At 55.4% G+C, this 20,262-nt stretch carries 22 protein-coding genes and 1 tRNA gene; 11 read left to right on the forward strand and 12 right to left on the reverse strand.

The features are described 5' to 3' along the window. The first annotated feature begins 140 nt into the window (after positions 1-140). From DC3_RS26945 to DC3_RS26960, 4 genes are all read left to right on the forward strand, one after another. Positions 141-216: transfer RNA gene (locus tag DC3_RS26945), tRNA-Gly, on the forward strand. 97 nt (positions 217-313) lie between these two features. Continuing rightward, positions 314-529 carry a hypothetical protein gene (locus DC3_RS26950; protein ID WP_146891231.1) on the forward strand — a complete coding sequence of 72 codons (216 nt, stop codon included), beginning with the start codon at positions 314-316 and terminating at the stop codon, positions 527-529. Between the two features lie 33 nt (positions 530-562). Then, on the forward strand, positions 563-1,570 hold the full coding sequence (locus DC3_RS26955; RefSeq protein ID WP_146891234.1) for an MBL fold metallo-hydrolase: 1,008 nt from the start codon (positions 563-565) through the stop codon (positions 1,568-1,570). Positions 1,571-1,579: 9 nt separating this feature from the next. Beyond that, positions 1,580-2,311: a potassium channel family protein gene (locus DC3_RS26960; RefSeq protein ID WP_146891237.1), complete on the forward strand. Its 732-nt coding sequence runs from the start codon at positions 1,580-1,582 to the stop codon at positions 2,309-2,311. Here the strand turns inward: DC3_RS26960 and DC3_RS26965 are convergent. Continuing rightward, entirely contained in the window at positions 2,308-2,853 is a 546-nt protein-coding gene (locus DC3_RS26965; RefSeq protein ID WP_146891241.1) for a pyridoxamine 5'-phosphate oxidase family protein, read from the reverse strand. The two genes, DC3_RS26960 and DC3_RS26965, sit on opposite strands and share 4 nt — an antisense overlap. Before the next feature lie 37 nt (positions 2,854-2,890). On the opposite strand from DC3_RS26965, the gene DC3_RS26970 reads away from it, so the two are divergent. Continuing rightward, positions 2,891-3,541, forward strand: coding sequence for a SanA/YdcF family protein (locus DC3_RS26970; RefSeq protein ID WP_146891244.1), 651 nt, complete (start codon positions 2,891-2,893; stop codon positions 3,539-3,541). A 54-nt stretch (positions 3,542-3,595) separates the two neighbouring features. On the opposite strand, the gene DC3_RS26975 is transcribed toward DC3_RS26970, so the two are convergent. Next, positions 3,596-5,116: an AMP-binding protein gene (locus DC3_RS26975; protein ID WP_146891247.1), complete on the reverse strand. Its 1,521-nt coding sequence runs from the start codon at positions 5,114-5,116 to the stop codon at positions 3,596-3,598. A 162-nt stretch (positions 5,117-5,278) separates the two neighbouring features. On the opposite strand from DC3_RS26975, the gene DC3_RS26980 reads away from it, so the two are divergent. Next, complete coding sequence (locus tag DC3_RS26980; protein WP_146891250.1) at positions 5,279-5,893, forward strand: YczE/YyaS/YitT family protein; 615 nt, start codon at positions 5,279-5,281, stop codon at positions 5,891-5,893. Between the two features lie 67 nt (positions 5,894-5,960). After that, positions 5,961-7,325: an FAD-binding oxidoreductase gene (locus DC3_RS26985; protein ID WP_146891252.1), complete on the forward strand. Its 1,365-nt coding sequence runs from the start codon at positions 5,961-5,963 to the stop codon at positions 7,323-7,325. Here the strand turns inward: DC3_RS26985 and DC3_RS26990 are convergent. The 9 genes from DC3_RS26990 to DC3_RS27030 all read right to left on the reverse strand — a co-directional run bounded on the left by DC3_RS26990 (position 7,322) and on the right by DC3_RS27030 (position 14,750). Next, a complete protein-coding gene (locus DC3_RS26990; protein WP_146891255.1) occupies positions 7,322-7,888 on the reverse strand; it encodes a hypothetical protein in 567 nt (188 codons plus the stop codon). The genes DC3_RS26985 and DC3_RS26990 overlap by 4 nt on opposite strands. A 21-nt stretch (positions 7,889-7,909) precedes the next feature. Further along, positions 7,910-8,398, reverse strand: a complete 489-nt coding sequence (locus tag DC3_RS26995; protein ID WP_146891258.1) for a tetratricopeptide repeat protein — start codon at positions 8,396-8,398, stop codon at positions 7,910-7,912. Continuing rightward, positions 8,395-8,958 carry a flavin reductase family protein gene (locus DC3_RS27000; RefSeq protein ID WP_146891260.1) on the reverse strand — a complete coding sequence of 188 codons (564 nt, stop codon included), beginning with the start codon at positions 8,956-8,958 and terminating at the stop codon, positions 8,395-8,397. The genes DC3_RS26995 and DC3_RS27000 overlap by 4 nt, the downstream gene beginning before the upstream one ends. 24 nt (positions 8,959-8,982) lie before the next feature. Beyond that, a complete protein-coding gene (locus tag DC3_RS27005) occupies positions 8,983-9,762 on the reverse strand; it encodes a sugar phosphate isomerase/epimerase family protein (RefSeq protein WP_146891263.1) in 780 nt (259 codons plus the stop codon). Between the two features lie 235 nt (positions 9,763-9,997). Continuing rightward, positions 9,998-11,200, reverse strand: coding sequence for an ABC transporter substrate-binding protein (locus DC3_RS27010; protein ID WP_146891266.1), 1,203 nt, complete (start codon positions 11,198-11,200; stop codon positions 9,998-10,000). Next, complete coding sequence (locus DC3_RS27015) at positions 11,197-11,922, reverse strand: carbohydrate ABC transporter permease (RefSeq protein WP_146891269.1); 726 nt, start codon at positions 11,920-11,922, stop codon at positions 11,197-11,199. Before DC3_RS27015 ends, DC3_RS27010 begins: the two co-directional genes overlap by 4 nt. A 41-nt stretch (positions 11,923-11,963) precedes the next feature. Continuing rightward, the gene (locus tag DC3_RS27020) at positions 11,964-12,824 is read right to left on the reverse strand and encodes a carbohydrate ABC transporter permease (protein ID WP_146891272.1); all 861 of its coding nucleotides are present in this window, start codon (positions 12,822-12,824) and stop codon (positions 11,964-11,966) included. Between the two features lie 7 nt (positions 12,825-12,831). Further along, the gene (locus DC3_RS27025; RefSeq protein WP_146891275.1) at positions 12,832-13,347 is read right to left on the reverse strand and encodes a hypothetical protein; all 516 of its coding nucleotides are present in this window, start codon (positions 13,345-13,347) and stop codon (positions 12,832-12,834) included. A 98-nt stretch (positions 13,348-13,445) separates the two neighbouring features. Then, positions 13,446-14,750: a glycoside hydrolase 5 family protein gene (locus DC3_RS27030; protein ID WP_146891279.1), complete on the reverse strand. Its 1,305-nt coding sequence runs from the start codon at positions 14,748-14,750 to the stop codon at positions 13,446-13,448. A gap of 391 nt (positions 14,751-15,141) precedes the next feature. Between DC3_RS27030 and DC3_RS27035 the strand changes: the two genes are divergently transcribed. The 4 genes from DC3_RS27035 (at position 15,142) to DC3_RS27050 (ending at position 18,458) form a co-directional block, all read left to right on the forward strand. Further along, positions 15,142-15,987: an ABC transporter ATP-binding protein gene (locus tag DC3_RS27035; RefSeq protein ID WP_146891282.1), complete on the forward strand. Its 846-nt coding sequence runs from the start codon at positions 15,142-15,144 to the stop codon at positions 15,985-15,987. Then, the gene (locus tag DC3_RS27040) at positions 15,984-16,853 is read left to right on the forward strand and encodes a GNAT family N-acetyltransferase (RefSeq protein ID WP_146891285.1); all 870 of its coding nucleotides are present in this window, start codon (positions 15,984-15,986) and stop codon (positions 16,851-16,853) included. The genes DC3_RS27035 and DC3_RS27040 overlap by 4 nt, the downstream gene beginning before the upstream one ends. Positions 16,854-16,910: 57 nt before the next feature. Further along, entirely contained in the window at positions 16,911-17,759 is an 849-nt protein-coding gene (locus tag DC3_RS27045; RefSeq protein ID WP_146891288.1) for an ABC transporter permease, read from the forward strand. A gap of 255 nt (positions 17,760-18,014) precedes the next feature. Beyond that, complete coding sequence (locus tag DC3_RS27050) at positions 18,015-18,458, forward strand: hypothetical protein (protein WP_146891291.1); 444 nt, start codon at positions 18,015-18,017, stop codon at positions 18,456-18,458. 449 nt (positions 18,459-18,907) lie between these two features. Here DC3_RS27050 and DC3_RS27055 read toward each other — a convergent pair whose 3' ends face one another. Beyond that, positions 18,908-20,119, reverse strand: a complete 1,212-nt coding sequence (locus tag DC3_RS27055; RefSeq protein ID WP_146891295.1) for an MFS transporter — start codon at positions 20,117-20,119, stop codon at positions 18,908-18,910. Positions 20,120-20,262: the final 143 nt, after the last annotated feature.

The raw sequence follows: 20,262 nt of genomic DNA on the forward strand, positions 1-20,262 counted from the left end.
TTTTTTGTTTTTATCTCCCTGTAAAACCACCTGCAGTTGTGGGTGTGGAACAGGAAAATCAGGCAACAGAAAACTTGACGGTCACCGAAAGTTTTGCTATTGTCTATGTGCTGATCAGGGGAACCTGAAAGGCAGAACATGCGGGTGTAGCTCAGTTGGTAGAGCGCGACCTTGCCAAGGTTGAGGTCACGAGTTCGAGTCTCGTTACCCGCTCCAGAATCAAAAGACCGGATCTTTCGATCTGGTCTTTTTTATTGCCTGTATTTTTTATTCTGATGGTTTGAATGTTGAAAAGAGAAGGTATGCTTGAGTCATGATCTCTGATTCCTTTGTGTTTGATCTTCCCACCAAATGGGTGGCTGTGCCTGTGGCTGTGGTTTTAGGACTCGTGATTTATGGAATTTATACATTGTTGAAAAGCTGGATCAGTGAAAAGTACCATTCTTTGCTTCTGACAGTGCTGGCTTTTGGTCTTGGTCTCGGTGCTCTCGGAGGATGGATCTGGTATCTGGTGGTCAGTTCTTCTTAAAAGATGCTGGATGTTCTGTAAAATGACTGCACAATGAGCATTCATTTTCAGGTGCTGGGCCAGATGGGCATGGACAATGCACTTCTGGTCAAATTGGAAAATTACCGCAAGCTGGAACGCCTGCTGTTTGATTGTGGGGACCGAACCCTCAGTGACCTTCCTTATTCGGACCTTCTGGGGATAGACCACCTGTTCTTTTCGCATCTGCATGTGGATCATGTTTCAGGATTTGATGCTTACTTCAGGGCGAATTTCAACCGGACCAGCAAAGAGAACCACATCTGGGGGCCTCCCGAAACCGCTCGCATCATGCAGCACCGTTTTCAGGGGTACATGTGGAATCTGGCGGAGCAGTATGGCACGGTGTGGCAGGTGCATGAAGTGTTTCCTGAGCACGTTCACACCTACTGTTTTGAGACTGCTGAGGGATTCAGAATCGCCCACGATCTGGGGCAGGTGAAGCACCAGGGGGTGATCCTGGATCAGGAGCAGTATCAGGTGAGGGCCATCACCCTGGACCACCAGACGCCCTGTCTGGGGTTTGCGGTGCATGAACGGGCCAAAACCCGCATTGATCTTTCAAAGCTGTCAGATCTGGGTTTGCGGTCTGGAAAATGGCTGGAGCTTTTGAAGGATTTTCATTTCTCTGAAGAAAGCATTGAAGTGGATGGGAAGCAATATTCAATGGCTTTTCTCAAGGAGAAACTGCTGATGGGGCATCCCAGAGGGGGGCTGGCTTACCTCACGGACTTTCTGCTGACCCCTGAGGCACTGGGTGACCTCAGGGGTTTTCTGCAACATGTGGATGTGCTGATTTGTGAAGGGCAGTACCTGCATGAAGATCTGGCACGGGCGAGGCGCAATTTTCACCTGACCAGTCGGCAGGCAGCACAGATTGCTCTGGAGGCTGGAATTCACAAGCTGGTGCTCATGCATGTCTCGAAACGGTATGAAGCTGCCCAGTGGCAGAGGTTGCTCTCTGAAGCACAGGAGGTTTTTGTCAACACGGCTTTTCCAGAGCACTGGGCAGAGATGTCATAAACTCAGGTCATGCAAGTCCATCAGATGCGTGCCTACCACAGGCTTGAACGTTTCACCGAAGTGCCCATGCTGGTTCTGGCCATTGTCTACCTGTTGCTGGAGATTTTTCCGCAGGTCATCAGCGTCTCCACGGAAGTGCTGCGATTGGTTGAAGGGGTGGAGTGGTTCATCTGGGCACTTTTTGCACTGGAATTGATCTCCAAATTCTACCTGTACCCCAACAAATTGCGTTTTCTGACCACCCACTGGGCAGATGTTCTGATTGTCACCATGCCTTTTCTGCGGCCACTGCGGCTTCTGAAGATTCTGGTGATCCTGTACCGCACCTGGAAGCGCTCCAGACGGCTTTTCCGGCAGCGTGCCCTGAATTTCGTTGGCCTGATGAGCGTGCTGGTTGTGGCGATTTCCGCAGGCCTGGTGCTGGTTTTTGAAAAAGGTCAGGGAGGAACCATCAACAGTTATCAGGACGCCCTGTGGTGGGCGGTCACCACCATCACCACGGTGGGTTATGGGGACAAGTTTCCTGTGACGCCAGCAGGACGCGGGGTGGCGATTTTTCTGATGTTCACAGGAATCACCCTGTTCGGACTGCTGACCGCCACAGTTGCAGCTTTTTTTGTGGATGACGAGAAAGAGCCCCAGGACCAGGAGGTGCATGACCGTCTGGTTCGCCTGGAAGCACATGTGTTGGAACTGAAAGCCCTGCTGAAAGAAAAGCAGGGCCGTGAGGACAGCCTCTAGGGTTCAAAAATGTGGGTGGGTTTTCCATCCAGACTGAGGGTGTTTTTCTGTTCCCAGTAGGCATGCATCTGTTCAGGGGACTTTTTCTCTGCCCACCGGTTCAATTCCTCGCGCTCATCCCGATAATCGAAGAATGGCACCGCCATGCCGCAGGAGGTCTGGACCAGATCCACATCCACCACGAAGATCTGGCGGGTGCCCGGGAAAGTGGGGAAGAGGGCGAGCAATTCAGGCCATTCGGGGTCATAAGCGTGGTAGACCCTGGCTTTGCCGTACAGCCTCAGAATCATGGGGGGGCCTTCAAAGGCACAGAACATCACGGTCATGCGCCCGTTTTCCAGCACATGTGCTGCGGATTCATTGCCGCTTCCCGTCACATTGAGCCAGGCGACCCGGTTGGGCCCCAGAACCCTCAGAGAGTCCATTCCTTTGGGGGAGAGGTTGACGTGGCCTTCTGCACCAGCGGTGCCCACGAAGAAGATCTTTTGTTTTTCAATGAAGTCCTGCAATGTTCCTGTGATGCTGTCCAGTTTCTTGCCCATCTTGCCATCATAGGTGGCTTTTACACTGAAGTTTGAGATGAGATCAAGAATTGGATTGTGGGCAGGGGTTTGTCTGGGTGTTTTGCTGCTGGGTGGGTTGAGCCTGCCTGTTTCTGACCGTGTTGTTCAGCGTGCTGCAGAAGGCAGCCTTTTTGATGATGTTTCACAGGTGCCGCACAGGAAGGTGGGTTTGCTGCTGGGCACCTCCAAATTTGTGGGGGAGCGGATCAACCTGTTCTACCAGTATCGCCTGGATGCTGCTGTGGAGCTGTACCAGAGCCAAAAAATCGATTATGTGCTGGTGACTGGAGACAACTCCACAGTCCAGTACGATGAGCCCACCACCATGAGAAATGATCTGGTGCAGAGGGGCATTCCAGAGGACCACATTGTGCTGGATTACGCTGGGTTTCGCACCCTGGACTCTGTGGTGCGTGCGAACAGGGTGTTTGGACAGGAGGCGTTCACGGTGATCTCGCAGAAGTTCCACAACGAGCGTGCGGTGTATCTGGCGCGTGCCCATGGTCTGGACGCCATTGGGTTCAATGCCCAGGATGTGGGTGGATACGGTGGAATGAGGGTTCTGCTGAGAGAGCAATTTGCACGTCTGGCCGCCATTCTGGATGTGAAAGTGCTCAACACCCAGCCCAAATTTCTGGGGGAGCCCATTCAGATCGGAAAAAGATGACCCTCTGGTTTTGAGGGGGCCTGTGGAAGTGTTTAAAAAGCACAGACGGATGCTTTAAATCCGGGGCAACCTGTTGTAATCCACTTTGGCGTTGTGTCTGCGGTCCAGTGGAATTTCTGAGATGCTCTCAAAGGCGTCCAGATCTGCCCACTGAAGCATGGCTTGCAAACCTGCAGGATCTGGGGAACCTTTCCATTGCACATACAAAACCCGTTTTCCCTGCTGTACGGTCAGTGCGGCCCGCTTGACCGCAGGATGGTTCTGGGCGGCCACCTCCACACTGAAAGGATAAAGGGTGCCCCTGGCGTCCTGCACACGGGCTCCGCAGCGTCCCAGGAGCCAGAGGCGGCCTTGCAGATCAAGGTATCCTGCGTCGCCCGTGCGGTGCCAGGAGAGGCCCGTTTCGTCGGTCCATTTGGTTTCCTGATTGCCTGAAGGGTCAAGGTAACCCTTCAGGACATGGTCACCCGTGACCACAATTTCCCCGGTCTGCATGGGGGGAAGGGCTGCATCTTCAAAAGCCTGACGGCTCTGGTAGGGGAAAGGTTTTCCATGCTGATCTGGAAGTATCCTGAGCTGGATTTCTGAAACGGGACGACCTGCCAGCAACCCTTTGCCTGAGCGCATCTGCTCAAAATCCTGCGGGGTGATGTCAGTGTAGGCCTGTTCGGCAATCGGTTCGGCTTCTGTGGAGCCGTAGACACTGTACACCTCGGCCTGGGACTGCTTTCTGAACAGGTCCAGTTGGTAGGGAAACACGGGGGCCCCTCCCACATAAATCCGCCTGAAGGGGAGTTCTCCCTTTTCTGCAAGGCGTTCCACAAAGGCAGGAGAGGCCGCCACCGTGAGGGGTCTGTGGGTTTCCAGTTGTCTCATGACGGGTCCAGCATCAATGAAACCGGGCCTTGCCAGTTTTGCGGCGGGAATCAGGGCGGTGCCTCCTGCAGCCAGAACGGTCAGGGTGACCACAGCCAGGGTGCACAGGTGAACCCCTTCGGGTTCCAGTTGCAGGGTGTGTTGCAGGGCCTGGTTCTGGGCCAGCAGAAACCCGTGAGACCTGGAAGCTGCTTTGGGTCTGGAGGTGCTTCCCGAGGTGAAGGTGATCAGGGCAGGATCATCGGCATCCAGCAAGAGGGCTTCCACTTTTGAGGCCTGCAGTTCTTTCCATCTGTGGGTGAAAGGCAGCCATCCGGAAGTCACCAGATGTTTTGGGACCTGCCTCAATTCTGGGCTGAGCAGGCGCAGGAGGTGGGCTTTTGGGATGCCCACGAAAACTTCGGGGCGTGTGGCAGACACCCCATGCCTGAAATTCGCTGTGCCTGCTCCGGGATCAATGACCACGGCCACCCCACCCAGTTTCCAGATGGCGGCGAGTGTGGCATACAGTTCCGGTCCTATGGGAATGAGCACCAGAACACGGGTTCCTTTTGATACCCCGAGTTTTTGCAGTTGCCGGGCCATGCTGTTTGATCGGTCTTCCAGTTGCTGGTAAGTGGTGGTGCCCCGGGCTGTGATCAGGGCGGGACGCTCCGGGTGGCTCTGTGCATGCTGGGTCAGAATCAGGCTTAAATTCATTGCTTCTCAGTGTAGTGGAGAGGCACAGCCCTGGCAGTGCCCTGAAATGATATCAATTGAGATTCTATAGGATAACGTTACTGTGGAGTGCACAGTAACAATCCCGAAATCGGCTGTTGTGTCTATGTTTTGTGCTCCAGATTCCCGGTACCATGAACACTGATGCTGTCTCCCACCCTGAACGTCAAAAGCTGGTCCTTCCCTTCCCGATTTGTGATGCTGCTCTGTGGTCTGGTGGTGTGCTCTGTGGCCATTGCCCTCATGCTCAATGCCCAGGTGGGCCTGTCTCCCTGGGATGCCCTGCACCAGGGCATCAGCCACCACACGCCGCTTTCCGTGGGTCAGACCACCATCCTGATGGGCCTGGTGGTCCTGGGGGTATCCTGGGCCTTTTTGCGGCACCCTGTGGGGGTGGGAACCGTACTGAACATGGCCCTGATTGGTCTGTTCATTGACCTGAGCCTGCCTCATTTGCCTCATCCTTCCGTGCTGTGGGAACAGTGGGTGCAGTTTCTGCTGGGTGTGGTGGTGCTCGGGGTGGGAACAGGGATGTACGTGTCGTCTGCACTCGGGGCAGGACCGAGAGACGGCCTGGTGATTGCGCTGAGCCAGAACACCCGCTGGGGGGTCAAGCGCATCCGCACCGCCATTGAGATGGTGGTGTTGCTGGCCGGATTTCTGCTGGGAGGCAGTGTGGGCTGGGGAACGCTGGCTTTCGCTCTGCTGGTGGGGCCTGCCATGTCGCTGGGGATGCGGCTTTTCGGGGTCAGAAAGTAAGCGGGCACCCTCGCGATAGGCAATTGCCCTCTTTTTTTCTGTGCCTCTCACCCCTCAGAATAAGACCATGCATTTTGAGGCGCTGGACACATTGAAAGCCCTTTTTTCCAACCAGATGAGTGTGGCCCCGAGCGTGCTGGAATCCCACTCCAGAGATGAGTCTTACCCGGAAAGCCACCTTCCAGATGTGGTGGTTTTCGCAGAATCGGAAGCCGATGTCCTGAAGGTGCTCGAAGTGGCCCGCACCCATCAGGTGCCGGTGGTGCCTTTTGCTGTGGGAAGCAGCATTGAAGGGCAGGTGGTGCCCGTGCACGGAGGCATCAGTCTGGACCTGAGCCGCATGAACCGGGTGCTGCAGATCCACCAGAGTGATTTCAGTGCAGTGGTTCAGCCAGGGGTGCTGTACCCGGAGCTTTCCAGACAGGCCCGTCCTTATGGGCTGTTTTTTGCTGTTGATCCCGGTGCAGATGCCTCGCTGGGAGGGATGGCCTCCACCAATGCCTCGGGCACAGGAGCGGTGAAGTATGGCACCATGCGCGATCAGGTGCTGGACATGCGGGTGGCCCTGATTTCCGGTGAGGTGATCCGTGTGGGAGCCAAATCCCGCAAGACCAGTGCAGGATACGACCTCAGGCACCTGTTCATCGGGGCGGAAGGGACGCTGGGGGTGATCACAGAATTGACCGTGAAACTGCATCCTCTTCCGGTGGCAGTGGCAGTGGCCAAGGTGACTTTTGAGTCCGTGCAGGACGCCGTGAACTGCGCTGTCACCGTGATGGGGGCAGGTCTCAGTCCGGAACGCATTGAACTGGTGGATGCCCGCGCCGTGCAGGCCGTGAACCAGTACAAAGGCACCCACCATCCCGAGACGCCCACCCTGTGGATTGAACTGTCCGCAAGTGGAGAGGTGCTGTTGCGCGAAAACCTGGAGATCCTCAGGGAGTGCTGCATGGAATCCTACGCCACCAGCTTTATTCTGGCGCGTGAGGAATCCGAGCGGCGCGAACTCTGGGAGTCCAGACACCACGCTTTTTATGCCCTCAAGCGCCTCCATCCCGAGCACGATTCCCACACCACCGACCTGTGTGTTCCCATCTCCAGGCTACCCGAAGTGGTGCAGCACACCGAGGAGCTCTGCAAGGCACATGGTCTGGACGCCGTTTTGCTGGGTCATGTGGGAGATGGCAATTACCATGTGCTCTTTCATGGGGATGCAAAGAATCCTGCCCAGTGGGAGAGCATCCTGCAGGTTTCAGACCTGATGGTGCAGAAGGCCCTGGAGGTGGGAGGCACCTGCACCGGAGAGCACGGAATTGGCCTCAGGAAAAGAAAACACCTGACCCAGGAGCATGGAGACCTGATTCCCTTCATGCGGGGCATCAAGCACCTGTTTGACCCACAGAACCTGCTGAATCCAGGGAAGATTTTTTAGTCTGTCCCCACGCCCCAGGGCAGCACATTGGGCCGGCTGCCAGAAAACAGCACCTGATCAATTTTCCAGCGCGCGTTCTTCAGCCGGGTCAGTTTGAACGTGAGTTGTCGAGGCACCACAGCATTCTGGGCCTGTAGGGTGGCTGTGGTGCCCTGCACCTTGCTGTTCTGGATGTTCGAGGCCTTCAGCTGAAAAGGCAGGCCTTGCAGTTGTTCTGCTGCCAGCATCACCCGGTCAAATTGCAGGCTGAGGTCCAGCATCACTTCGGATTCTTCCGGAGCATCCAGAATGCCGGATGCCTTCACGATGTCGGTGCCTGACCCTCTGAGGATCTGGGTGAAATCAAAAGCCATCAGGTGGCTGGCCCAGGCCTGTTGTGCACGGGGAGAAAGACAATAAAAAACAGTCAGGTAATCACTTTTCTGATATGCCTGCAAGAAGAGAGAAGTGGTCTTCTGGGGTGTGCTGAAATCCAGTCCATCATAGTAGGTTCGTGCTTTCTGGGAGAGGCCTGAACCCAGGAGACCCGCAAGCAAAAGAAAAGAAAGAGGTTTCAACAGCATGACCCAAGTGTAACGGTTTTGTCATGTGGGCCGGGAGCAGGGAAGAGGCAGGGTTTCTGTTCCAGTGGGAAGCAGGGGTTGAATGGTGGGCTGCAGTTTTTCCAGGGCTGTCAAGGCCGCTGGATAATTCTGCTTGCTGGCCTGCAACAGCCAAAGGTAAGCCTGCACAGGGTCCTGGGTTTCCAGCTCCAATGCAAGCTGGGTCTGGGCATTCACCAGCCCTGAGCAGGCTGCAGCCTTCAGCCACCTGAGGGCTTTCTGGGGGTTCTGCTGGACGGTTTTTCCGGTGCGGTAACGCTGGTAGAGGTTGTACTGGGCCGTGCCACTTCCGCCCCTTGCGGCCCTGAAAAGCCAGTACTGGGCATTGGCCGGAAACCCGAGCAGGTCATACTGCATGGCAAGTTGAAACTGGACGGCAGGTTTGCTCTGCACGGCAGCTTCCCTGAGATCAGAAAGACTCTCGGCCTGTGCGCTTCCCAGCAGCAACAAGAACCCCACCCAGACTTTCATTCTGCATCCCTGAACAGCTCTGGTGGATGCGTCCTGACCTCACCCTGGAGCTCCTGGTACGTGGCCCGACCAAGGTACACTGCAGCCACCTCGCCAGTCAGTTTGAAGTCCTCAAAAGCCTCTGGGTGGTAATGCACCTGCCTGACCTCTCCCACCACCCAGTCGTGGTCACCAAAAGGAACGAACTGCACCTGATCGATTTCATAGGCCAGATAAGCCTCCTCCAGAATCAGGGTGTCGAGTGCGCCGCTGTACACCTTCAGGCCCAGACGGTCAAACTTATCCCGTCCATCATGGTAGGAATAAACCCCTGCCCCCTGAATTTCACGTGAAAATTCGAAAGGCAGGAAATTCACTGCAAAACGCCCTGCTTCCCTGAGCAGGGGATGGGTGGCCCGCTCGGGACCCACCGCCACCCCGTACATTGGAGGGTGCATGGACACCGCACTGTGCCAGCCAGCGCTCATCAGGTTGCGGGCACCAGGGGTCTGTACGGTGATCACCGCAACAGTGGCTGGATAATACCCGAAGAATCGGTCGGTGCGTTCAAGCCTTGCCATGTTGCCCAGTGTACCCCGGAGGGTTCAGTCCTTCAGCAGTTCACGCAGGAAAGCTGCAGAGTGCCGCACATCATCGGCGGTGCCACTGATCTCCAGACAGACCGTGCCAGAGAACCCTTCCAGGTGCTTTTTCTGGTTTTGCCAGTTGATCTTGCCGCGCCCCAGCGCAAAGTGATCGTCCTCAAGGCCCAGGCTGTCCTGCAAATGCAGGTGGGTGATGTGAGACAGTTCCCAGTAGGCCTCAATCTGTTCCTCCCCACCTTCAATCAGGGCATGGCCGACATCCAGGCACACCCCGAAACCTGCAAACCGGCTCATCTCCTCAAGTTCATCTTTGCCTTTCAGAAATTCCAGCGGGTTGATGTGGGTGTTTTCCAGGGTCACTGGAATGGCAGGGCCTTTGAGCACTTCCAGGCTCTTGAGCAATTGTCCTTTTGCCGCCTGCACAATCAGAGGATGCCGCTCAGGAATCCGGCCCCCGTGCAGCACACTGTTGAGGGCATCCACGCTTGCAGTGTATTCAAAAGCCTGTTGCATGCGTTCCACAGAAACCTTCCGCACCCCCTCAAAGAGGGAAGCCAGATTGAGTTCCAGATAGGGCAGGTGAACGGTCACCCCCACACCGGTGGCCTTTTTGAGCTCAAGCACCTTCTGAACAGGCTGGCTGCTGGGAAGAATCTCCTGCAGGTCATAGGCCAGCTCCACAAAATCCAGTTGCAATTCCACAGCGAGCCTGAAGGCCTCATCCAGATCCAGAATGTTGGCACTGATCGGGGTGTATCCGACAAACATGTTTTTCAGCATGGCACTTCAGCATAACAGCAGAGGTGTGGGTGGGAGGTCAGGGGAAAGAGGCCGAGGGCCAAGGGCCGAGAGCAAATGCCATTGCTTTGATGTGTGGTGGTTCGAGATGTGGTCGCATGGGAGTCAAAAGCCAGGCAGGGACAGCCCAATGACCTGCCCCTGCACTTTCGGTTGACACCAGCAATTCACAAATTTACGTTGCTCTCGGCTCTCGGCTCTCGGCTCTCGGCCTGAATTACTTGCTGCTCAATGCCTTCCTCTGTGCCTCTTCCAGTGCCGCTCTGGCGGGCACATTGCCCTTGGTGGCCTTCTCAATGGCCTCCTCCAGGTAGGTGCGCCACAGGGTGTAAGCAGGAACCTTTGGACGGGTGACCGACTCATCGAGCTGGTTGTAGGCCGTCTTGCGGTATGGGTTTTCACCATAGAAGTCTTTGAGGAGGGGCAGAACGCTCTTTCTGGGGGTCAGGTAGTAACTGAATTCGATCCACTTTTTGAGGGTCTGGGGCTCCATCAGGTACTTCCAGAAGGCAAAGGCCCCTTCCTGCTCCTTGCGGGAAGCCCCTTTCAGCACCACCAGCTGGGCACCACCGAGGGGCACTGCACACTTTTTGTCGCAGGGCATGGGGGCCACACCCAGTTTGAAAGCCACCGAGTAGGGCAGGATGTCCGGATAGTTGGCACTCGAAGCCACCACCATGAAGTTCTTGGTGCGCACGAAGTCCAGGATCGCCACCTGGGTTTCTCCGAGGTTTCTGGGGGTGGCGACTTTGTTCTTGACCATGCGGGAAAGCTGTTCTAAAGCATCGATCACTTCTGGGCTGGTGAAGTTGGGTTTGCCATCACTGGTGACCACGTTTCCGCCCCGGGCGAGCACCATCTGCTCAAACTGCCAGGATTCGGCCATGACCATGAAACCTCTGGACGCCCGGTTGGTGAGTTTTTTGGAGACCTCTTCCAGCTCGTCCCAGGTTTTTGGGGGTTTGATGTTGCGGGCTTCGAGGGCGGTGGCGTTGTAGTACAGCACCGGAGTGGAGACGTTCCAGGGCAGGCCCACCCGTTTGCCGTTCACCTCGCCGTAATTCCAGACGCTGCTGTAGAAGTCCTTGATGAATTTGTCATCGAGGGTTTTTTCCAGGTAACTCAGGTCGGCCAGGGAGCCATCTGCTGCCAGTTTTGAAAAAAAACTGATTTCTGCCTGGAAGAGCACTGGAGCGCTGTCGGAGCGCAGGGCAGCGATGAGTTTGGTTTCGGCCGTCCGGTAATCTCCAGCCACCTCAGGGATGATCTGGTAGTCATCCTGGGATTTGTTGAATTCATCGGCCAGGGCCTGCACCTGCGGTTTGCTGGTTTCCATGGAATGCCAGAACTTGATCTTCAGCGGGGCGGCCACGGCAGCGCAAGACAGCAGACCGAGGGCCAGTAGAACAGCCTTTCTCATTTGAGACCTCCTTGGAAGGTTTTCACCACGTAGCGCTCAAAGACGCCATAAAGCAGGATGATCGGCAGGGAGGTGACCAGTGCAGCGGCCCCCAGCACCCCCCAGTTGTTGCTGGTGGCCCGCATCAGTTCCGAGAGGGCCACCTGGATGGTGGGGAAGTCCTGGCTGAGCACCACTTTGGGGTACAGCACAAGGTTCCAGTGGGCAGCGAAGGCCAGCACACTTGCTGCAGCCACTTCGGGAAGCAGCAGGGGAAGCATGGTCTGGAACATGATGCGGCTTTCACTCGCCCCATCCAGACGGGCGGCTTCCACGTACTCCCAGGGGATTTTGAGCATGCCCTGGTACAGCAGGAACACCATGAAAGGGCTTGCCATGAAAGGGAAAATCAGGGCCAGGGGAGAGTTGAGCAGGTGGAGTTTCTGCAGCAGGCCATAGAGGGGCACCAGCATCAGTTCTGCGGGAATGGCAAAGAAGAACAGGTAGAGGCCCAGCAGAGGGGTTCCTGCACGAATGGCATACGCAGCCGGGAGTGAGGTCAGCAGTTGCAGGGTGACCACAATGCTGCTGGAGAGCAGGCTGAAGATCAGGGGCTTCCAGAGGTTCACCTGGGAGAGGGCTTTGAAGTTCTCGAAGCTCAGGCTGATCTTGAGGGGCTGACCGCTGTAAAAGCCATCAGCAGACAGAAAAGCGCTGTACAGCAGCCACAGAAAGGGAATCATGGTGAGCACCACGATCACCCCGCTGAAAATCCGCCCGATCCTCACGACGACCCTTTCAGGCGTCTGGCCTGCCAGGCTGCAAATGCGAAGGTGATGATCAGGACCAGCACACTGATGGCTGCAGCGTAGCCCAGGCGGTAACGCTCGAATGCCGTTTCATAGAGGTAGTACCCGATCACGCGGGTGCTGCCGAAAGGACCACCACGGGTGAGCAGGAAGACTGCAGTGTAAGACTGCAGGGCATACAGAGATCCGACCACGCCCAGAAACACCACGCTGGGCCTGAGCAGCGGAACAATAATGTAACGTTTGATTTCGCTTTCTTTCGCCCCATCCACCCTGGCGGCCTCCACCACTTCATGGGGGATGCTTTTCAGGCCTGCGGAGAAAACCAGAATGCCATATCCCAGGTTCTGCCACACGGTAAAAAGTGCAATCAACACCAGTGCGGCCCAGCCCTGGTCTCCCCAGGGCAGGGAGAGGGCTCCCTGGGTCAGTTCGCTGATCACCCCATAATCCGGCGAGAACAGCACATACCAGGAAATGGCACTGGCAGCCACAGTGACCAGTCCTGGCATGAACATCAGGGCTTTCACCAGACGTTCCAGTTTGGTGCCATCAATCTCTACAGCCACCAGAATGGACAGGCCCATGAACAGGGGCAGGGTGATGAGGGCAAAGATCAGCGTGGTGAAAAGACTGCCGCCAAAATCAGCGTCGGTGAAGAGGCTCAGGTAGTTCTTCAGGCCGATGTTAGTCCCTTCATCTGTGCCGCCCCAGTCCAGCGTGCTGAACTGCATCACCTGCAAGAGGGGGTAGCCCACAAAAACGAGCATGGACAGCACGCTCGGGAGCACCCCCCACCAGCCAGCACGAAGTTTCAGCAGACGCTTTCGGGACATGGGTGGATTAGAAACCAAATCTTGCACTGACCGTGAAGGTGTTGTTTCTGAACGCAAGGTCCAGTGAACTGCTGTTGTCCATGTCGAAGTAGTAACGGAAGCCCGCATGGTACCCGAGCTGGAAACCCCCTGTACCAAAACCGGGATAAACACCCGCATTGACGGTAAACTCTGTGAAGTCAAAGGAGATCAGGGGACCTGCATGAACTCCCCAGAAATCTGTACCTGCATTCACGTCTGCCCGCAGGGCCACAGCCATGGGTGGGTCCACACTGAGGGAGGGGAACAGCAGGGCCTTGGCGGCAAACTCGCCCCCGAACTTCTGGGTCTGGAAGTTGAACCGGGCAGAGCTTTCAAGCCCAATGTCCACAGGCAGATCCAGGGTCAGGGGATACTCAACCCCGATCTGGGCAGTGGCGGGGTAGGCGTAACCGAATTCAAAGGCTTTTTCAACATAAGCACTCGGACTGGCAGCAGCCAGACCCCCGAGCGCCATCAGTGCAGTGAGGGTTCTTTTCATCATCAACTCCGTCTGAGTCTAACGGGATGGTGGTCACCGTTTGGTCAAGAATATCACGCACAGTTCACGCTGGATGAGTTGAGGCCTGCAACAGATTGTGCTTATGGATGGGGAAGAACCAGAAGTTGCAGCTTTGTTTTGACCTCCACCTGTCTGGAAGCTGCATTTGAACGCCCGGTGAGGGGATCAAGCACCTGAGCTTCCTGCGAAAGCTGCAGCACCTGGGGATTTCCCCAGAAGGCCACCACCACACGCCCATCTGTGCGCTTCCAGGCCCGGCTGTGCAGCACGCTGGAGGGCTTCCAGCCCAGTTCTACAGGTTCAAGGTCTCCCTTGAGCACATCCAGAAAGCGCCTGAGGGCAGTGAAAGCAGGTTTGGGCTGGCCGTTCACATCCAGCAGGCCATAAAATTGGTCTCTGAGAGAGGCCCGCCCATCCAGATCGGTCAGCGTGAAAAGGTAGATGCGGTCGAAGCCCAGATGGGCAGAGAGCACAATGCGCCTGAGCAGAAAATCTGCCTGCTCCTCAGGGGTGATCAGGGGCTGTTCCTCGACAGGGCCAGGATAGGTGGACCAGCCAAACTCTGTGGCCCAGATCCTTTTGCCCCAGCCTTTCAGTGTTTCATTCACCATTTTTGTGCGGTTCAGGAAAAAATCTGGACCTTTGCTGTATGCCGTGATGCCTTCAGGCTGGAAGGTGTAGGGGTGGTATGCCACGGTCTGGATGCCTTCCAGGGCTCTACTGTCCTGCAGGTGTTTCAACAGAAAAGAACCCTCTGGAAGTTCACTCCAGTAAGCGAAGCCCGCTGTCATCACTTCGGTGGGAAGACCTTTGAGGGCTTTTGCACTGGACTGAAGCAGATCACCATACTCCCGGACCAGGGTTGTGCTGGCTGACGTTCTCCATGAGGATGGCAGGTTGGGCTCATTCCACACCTGCCAGGTTTGCACCTGCGGGTAACGCAAGGCCAGCTTTTTCAGGAAGCCTGTGTACTGGGATGGATCTCTGGGAGGGAAGGTGTCTGGGAAGGGTTCTCCTGCAGGGGCACGGCTTGCGAATTTTGCTGAACCGGTCAGGAAAAGCAGTGGGTCGAGGTGATGCTGTTGTGATTTTTGCATCACCGGGTCCAGACAGTTCTTCAGGACCTCGTCTGTGCCTTTTTCAGGTTCCAGCAGATCCCAGTGCAGGTCCATTCTGAAGTGCTTCAGGCCGAGGTGTTCCATCTGCTGCATGAGGTGATCCACATGGTCTGTGGGGCTCTGGACAGGATTCTGGGGGCAATTTTGAAACCAGAGGAACTGGGCATTCACCCCCAGAAAATCCCTGAAATTGAAGGTCACAGGGGTGCTCTGGGCCTGACATGAGTTGAGCAAGAGGGCGATGAATGGAATGAAAAATCTGGACATTGTTTCAGTCTGGCATGGAGGGGCCACAATGGGATTGTCCCTCCCAGAGTAGTAAAAACCTGTACTATGCGCATTGTCCTAGTTCCTAGGCATGATGACTTACACCCTATTGTGTATGGCGTTTCAATCCTTTAACCTCAAAACAAGATTCGTAGTCTGCCGTAAACAGGAGGGATTTCATGGATAAAGTCCAACTGCTCACCCAACCCAAATTTACCCGAGGTCAATAAGACCTTTACGTGCGCGTTCGTGGCCTTTCAAAGGTCCACGCCTGATGCCTCGTAAAGGGACACTCAGGAGAAGAACGCGCCGGACGCGAATCATATACCCACGTATATCCCGCCCCCGGCTCACACCGAGGGGCGTTTTCTATTCACAGCTGGAGGGAACAATGCTGACGCTGGACCGCAAGGACACCCCATCCATGATCGACACCACACAGACCGCCATCTTCGTGCAGAACCTCAGAATGAGCTTTTCCAAACGGGTGGGCGGCAGCCTGCTGAAACCGAAAATCGAACACTTCCCGGCTGTGGACGACATCAGTTTTCAGGTGAACCGTGGCGAGATCTACGGAATTCTGGGCCCCAACGGCAGCGGCAAAAGCACCCTGATTCGCGCCATCTCCACCCTGCTGATTCCTGATTCTGGAGTTGTGAAGATCTTCGGACTGGACATCAAAAAAGATGAAGCAAAGATTCGCAAGATGCTCAACCGTGTCTCGGTCGATGCGGCCTTCTACAAGAAACTGAGTCCCAGAGAAAACCTCCTTTACAGTGCAGGCCTGTACGGCCTCCCACAGAAAGAAGCTGAACAAAAAAGTCTGGACATCCTCAAACGACTTGGCCTCAGGGAAAAAGCCTTCTATGAGCCCCTCGAAGAAATGTCACGGGGCATGCAGCAGAAAGTGGCAATTGCCCGCGCGTTCCTGGCCTCTCCGATTGTGGTGCTGCTGGATGAACCCACCACCGGCCTCGACCCCAAGAGCCGCAGAGATGTACAGGAATTCGTGCTGGAACTCCGGGATGTGCATGACGCCACCATCATCCTCACCACCCACGACATGCCCGAAGCCGAGAGGCTCTGTGACCGCATCGCCTTCATTCACAACGGCAAATTCGTGGCAGAGGGCACCGCAGCAGAACTGGTTGCAAAAGTGGGACCCGGCAAGACCCTGGAAGACGCGTTTATTGAACTGACCGGAGACGATCTGAACTCCGACGAGGAAGAGCAATGAGAGAAGCCACCCCCGGCGATGTCCCAACCCTCGCCAGATTGATGGACCTCAGCAGAGATGGATGGACCGGATACACGCCGGTCAAGGTGAAAGAACTTGAGCACAGCCTCACCACGGGTGAATTACAGGTGTACGTCCAGGAAGACTCCGCTGCGCTGGAAGTCTACCACCGCGAGAATGCAACGCAAATCATTTGCATGTACCCTTACTGTCACCCTCAGGCTCCGAACAGCATGGAGGACGATTTGATCGCTTTCGCAAAACAACTGTCCAACACACGGCACATCCCGCTGGAAATCAGCGTGCCTCACACCCGCGAGCGTGAGATTCAAAAATTGATTGCCCAGGGGTACGTGCACTCACGCACCTTCTACCGCATGTTCCTGCAAGGGGACAACCTCAAACAGGTGAATGCTCCAGAACTCCCTTCTGGCTGGAGCTTCAAAACCGTGGGTGCTGCAGCTTTTCTGAATCTGCACAATGACGCCTTCAGAACCCATTATGGTTTCTCTCCCATGTCCCTGAAGACTGTGGAAGGCTGGTACAGTGAACCCGACTTCAATCCGCAGGACTGGCAGGCCCTGGTCGTGCACGGCAAGCCCGTGGCGTACTTCTCCATCGGCAAGCAGGAAGATGGGGGCCATGTGTACCTGCTGGGCACCATTCAGGAAGCCCAGGGTCAGGGTTACGGGCGCATCGCCCTGAGGCAGGCCTGTCACCTGCTGAAACAGCGTGGCGTGGACCGCATCCAGCTTGGTGTCGACACCGGCAACGAGAAGGCGCTGGACTTCTACAAGCGCATCGGGTTTGAAGTGGCCTACGCAAATTTGCGCTACCGTTACGAACCCAGAACCCTCACCCTTTAAGCAAGACCCGGGCGCATCCAGGTGCGCCCTTTTTCATGACGTTTCATGGAGGACCACATGCACAACACCCTCAAACCCGCCACAGGCATTTTGAAAGAGCTTCGGGCCGCCTGGGCTTTTGTCTTCCGGGACTGGAACCTGACCCGCAGGTACGCCTCCTGGGTGCTGGTGTTCACTGTCTACGACGTGGTGAACGCAGCCACCATCATGATGATCGGGATTGCAGCCAACAACCCCAGGCTGACTTTGACCCTGATTCTGGGTGCAGTGATGTGGTCCTTCCTGTCCCGCCTGTTCGGAGAAATTGCCCAGAGCATCGCCTATGAGCGCTGGGAGGGGACCATCGAGTACACCTTCATGGCTCCCGTTCACCGACTGACGCATCTGGTGGGCGTGTCCCTCTTTGCAGGATTTTACGCGCTGCTTCGCTGCATCATCGTTTTCGGAGTGCTGGTCCTGTTGACCAGTGTGGACGCCAGTCTGGTGAGCCTCCTGCAATGCCTGGTGGTGATGCTGGTCGCCTCGATGGGCTTCATGGGTCTGGGCCTCATCTGTGCTGTCTTCCCGGTGATGAGCACCGAAAATGGCGCACAGGCCACCAACATCGTGCAGGCATTGTTCCTGCTGATCTCCGGGGTGTACGCTCCAGTCAGCGTACTTCCAGGGTGGTTGCAAGCCGTCTCAGCATTGAGTCCTGCCACTTACGCCCTGAATGCCTGCCGCAAACTGCTGGGCATTGATCACAACGGGACCAAAATCATGGAGGGGGTCAACCTCGGTGGGGTTCTGCCTGAACTGGGCATCCTGCTGCTGTTTGGCGTGGTCACCATCCCACTGGGTCTGTTTGTGTTCAGCAAGGCCGAAACCTGGGCGAAAAGGACCGGGAAGTTGAAGCGGGTGGGATAACCTGACCTCAATGGAAAAACAGACCCCAACTGGGGTCTGTTTTCTCTTGTCGCGTAGCAAGAATTCCTCAAATGGTGGAACCATTGACCTGTGCCAGGAGAGCTGTATGTTTCTCAAGATTCCTGAACGTTCCAGTCGCTTTGCTCCGCAGGAAACACTGCAATGCTGCTTGCGGACATCAACAGGAAGAACAATGACTCTTCTGCCTTCTGTGATGATTGACTCCTGTTTGGACCGCTGTGTTAAAATTAACACATGAATATTATGCCAGATGTGTCAGAGATCAGTGAAAATTCAAACGAAGAAGAAATTTTAAAAGAGAAGGCTCTATACATTTTATATGTACTGTGGAGTTCGCGTCACAGCTCTTTTATTGTACTTGTTTTCCCGGTGATCCTATGGATATTTTGCCTCGCTCCTGCAATGATGATTGCGGAGCTGAAGGGTCTCATTGCGATCACTGCCCTGGTTGGAATTCTGGAGTTGTGTCTTCTTGTTTTGTGTCTTTATCAGCTCTATTATGTCGCTCCATGTGTACAACAGTGGTGCCGTCAGAAAAAATACAGGCAGGTGGTCGAAACATATCCACGTTATCTGATGTATTCCGTGGGTCCTGGTCCACGAAGCAGAAAATTTGATGCAGACGGCGCAGATTTTGATGGTGGTGATGGTGGTGATGGTGGTGGCGATGGCGACTGACCCATGTTTGTCTTGCAGAACAATCTCCGAAGCACTTTTAAGTGGTAGAAAGCGATGTCTAAAATGAGAATCAAAGAGTAGTAAAGCAAAAGAATCAAAGTAGTTAAAATCTTGGCTCCAAGATTGAAACATCCGCTTCTCTGTTAAATGTGGTTAAGAAAATATTATGGACATTTGAATCATCTATCAAAGTAAAACTGCAATCAATGTGTAAATCATAAAAGCAGAATATCCAAATAGCTGAAAACTTTTCTTTTCGAGAGGGGTTTTAAAATCATTCGTGTTGTCGGCATTGAAGAAAGTGATATGTGAGGTTTTGATTTTCATTGAAAACAATGGTTCTTATGCTCTGTGTCAATGTGAAGCGAGTGTTGTTTCCTGGCGAGCCATCAGGGCAGCATGGCCTGCTGAGAACGCGCGGTGCTGCTCTGGAGGTTTTTTTGAGGCTTTCATGCAGCGGCAGAGGAAAGGCCAGAACCTGATCGCCTCCACCCAAAATTCGCTACCCCTGCAGCCACCACCTGAGAACCCATCAGGGTCAGTACGGCTCCGGTCCAGCCAAAGTGGGTGAACATGAAACCCACGAGCAGGGTGGAGAAGGCTCCGCCCCCGTAATAGCAGAGGTTGTAAAGTCCTGAGGCCAGTGACCGGGCGTAGGTGGCATTTGCAGCGACATAGCTTGTGGCGGCAGCCTGGGCCACGAAGACGCCGGAAGAGGCCAGAACCAGCCCCAGCAGGATGGTGTAAAGGCTGGGCGTCAGGGTGAGCAGCATGCCCAGACTGGAGGCGCACATGGCGAGGATCAGGGCTTTGCTGTTGCCCAGTTTTGCAATCCACTTGCCTGACAGGGGCGTGATGACCATGCCGATCAGGTACACCGTGAACAGGAAGCCCAGGGTGGCAGGTCCCAGGTTGTAAGGGGCATCTGACAGGTGGTAATTCACGTAAGTGAACAGTCCGGTCAGCGAAAAGAGGGTGAAGAAGCCCACGGTGTTGGCGGTGACCAGTTTCGGGTTGCTCAGGTGGCCTTTGATGGACTGCAGAGCATCACCGAGTTTGCGCTGGGGGATGAAGTTTCTGGACTGGGGCAGCATCCACTGGCACAGCAGGGCTCCCAGCAGGTTGAGGCCTCCCAGCACATAAAAAGCAGTCTGCCAGCTGTAATGCTCAGTGATGATCCCGGAAACCAGCCGTCCCAGAAAGCCTCCGAGCACCGAACCTGAGACGTAAGCGGCCAGCATGTAGGAGATGCGGTCTTTTGGGAACTCTTCGCTGACGTAGGCCATGCTGACCACGGTGATGCCTGGAATGATGAGGCCTTGCAGGAAGCGCCAGAAGACGAGTTCCTGCAGACTGCCCGAAAAGCCAGCAAGCAGGGTGGGAATGGCGAGCAGGATCAGGGTGGCAATCAGGACCCTTTTGCGGCCCACTGCATCTGCAATCAGTCCCATGATCGGAGACATGAGGGCCATGGCGAGGGTGGTTGCTCCGATGGTTGCTCCGGTGGCCACTGCACTGGCATGGAAGTCCCTGGAGAGTTCGGGAAGGATGGACTGGGTGCTGTACACGCACATGAACACGCAGGTGCCCAGAAAGCCCAGGATGAAGCGGGAAGCCAGGCGGGTCTCGGTCGTTGCAGTGGGGCGGGTCAGCACGGTCATGGGTCACTCCTGAAACAGGGAAGACGTCCTGAGAGGTTCACACTCAGGGCTGAGAGAGAATGGATTTTCTGGGATGGGAAACCGCTGCTGGGGATTTCCCTGATGCATTCCAGTGTAGTCCTGCCAGTACATGCAATACCAAT

The organism is Deinococcus cellulosilyticus NBRC 106333 = KACC 11606 (assembly GCF_007990775.1).
Lineage (GTDB): Bacteria > Deinococcota > Deinococci > Deinococcales > Deinococcaceae > Deinococcus_C > Deinococcus_C cellulosilyticus.

Excerpts from the sequence above, each read along its gene's own strand:
- DC3_RS27020 (WP_146891272.1), bottom strand. The coding sequence starts at position 12,824 with ATGTCCCGAAAGCGTCTGCTGAAACTTCGTGCTGGCTGGTGGGGGGTG.
- DC3_RS26965 (WP_146891241.1), bottom strand. The coding sequence starts at position 2,853 with ATGGGCAAGAAACTGGACAGCATCACAGGAACATTGCAGGACTTCATT.
- DC3_RS27045 (WP_146891288.1), top strand. The coding sequence starts at position 16,911 with ATGCACAACACCCTCAAACCCGCCACAGGCATTTTGAAAGAGCTTCGG.
- DC3_RS27030 (WP_146891279.1), bottom strand. The coding sequence starts at position 14,750 with ATGTCCAGATTTTTCATTCCATTCATCGCCCTCTTGCTCAACTCATGT.
- DC3_RS27015 (WP_146891269.1), bottom strand. The coding sequence starts at position 11,922 with ATGATTCCCTTTCTGTGGCTGCTGTACAGCGCTTTTCTGTCTGCTGAT.
- DC3_RS27050 (WP_146891291.1), top strand. The coding sequence starts at position 18,015 with ATGAATATTATGCCAGATGTGTCAGAGATCAGTGAAAATTCAAACGAA.
- DC3_RS26970 (WP_146891244.1), top strand. The coding sequence starts at position 2,891 with ATGAGATCAAGAATTGGATTGTGGGCAGGGGTTTGTCTGGGTGTTTTG.
- DC3_RS26960 (WP_146891237.1), top strand. The coding sequence starts at position 1,580 with ATGCAAGTCCATCAGATGCGTGCCTACCACAGGCTTGAACGTTTCACC.
- DC3_RS26990 (WP_146891255.1), bottom strand. The coding sequence starts at position 7,888 with ATGCTGTTGAAACCTCTTTCTTTTCTTTTGCTTGCGGGTCTCCTGGGT.
- DC3_RS26955 (WP_146891234.1), top strand. The coding sequence starts at position 563 with ATGAGCATTCATTTTCAGGTGCTGGGCCAGATGGGCATGGACAATGCA.
- DC3_RS26975 (WP_146891247.1), bottom strand. The coding sequence starts at position 5,116 with ATGAATTTAAGCCTGATTCTGACCCAGCATGCACAGAGCCACCCGGAG.
- DC3_RS27055 (WP_146891295.1), bottom strand. The coding sequence starts at position 20,119 with ATGACCGTGCTGACCCGCCCCACTGCAACGACCGAGACCCGCCTGGCT.
- DC3_RS26950 (WP_146891231.1), top strand. The coding sequence starts at position 314 with ATGATCTCTGATTCCTTTGTGTTTGATCTTCCCACCAAATGGGTGGCT.
- DC3_RS27005 (WP_146891263.1), bottom strand. The coding sequence starts at position 9,762 with ATGCTGAAAAACATGTTTGTCGGATACACCCCGATCAGTGCCAACATT.
- DC3_RS26985 (WP_146891252.1), top strand. The coding sequence starts at position 5,961 with ATGCATTTTGAGGCGCTGGACACATTGAAAGCCCTTTTTTCCAACCAG.
- DC3_RS27035 (WP_146891282.1), top strand. The coding sequence starts at position 15,142 with ATGCTGACGCTGGACCGCAAGGACACCCCATCCATGATCGACACCACA.
- DC3_RS27000 (WP_146891260.1), bottom strand. The coding sequence starts at position 8,958 with ATGGCAAGGCTTGAACGCACCGACCGATTCTTCGGGTATTATCCAGCC.
- DC3_RS27010 (WP_146891266.1), bottom strand. The coding sequence starts at position 11,200 with ATGAGAAAGGCTGTTCTACTGGCCCTCGGTCTGCTGTCTTGCGCTGCC.
- DC3_RS26995 (WP_146891258.1), bottom strand. The coding sequence starts at position 8,398 with ATGAAAGTCTGGGTGGGGTTCTTGTTGCTGCTGGGAAGCGCACAGGCC.
- DC3_RS27025 (WP_146891275.1), bottom strand. The coding sequence starts at position 13,347 with ATGATGAAAAGAACCCTCACTGCACTGATGGCGCTCGGGGGTCTGGCT.
- DC3_RS26980 (WP_146891250.1), top strand. The coding sequence starts at position 5,279 with ATGCTGTCTCCCACCCTGAACGTCAAAAGCTGGTCCTTCCCTTCCCGA.
- DC3_RS27040 (WP_146891285.1), top strand. The coding sequence starts at position 15,984 with ATGAGAGAAGCCACCCCCGGCGATGTCCCAACCCTCGCCAGATTGATG.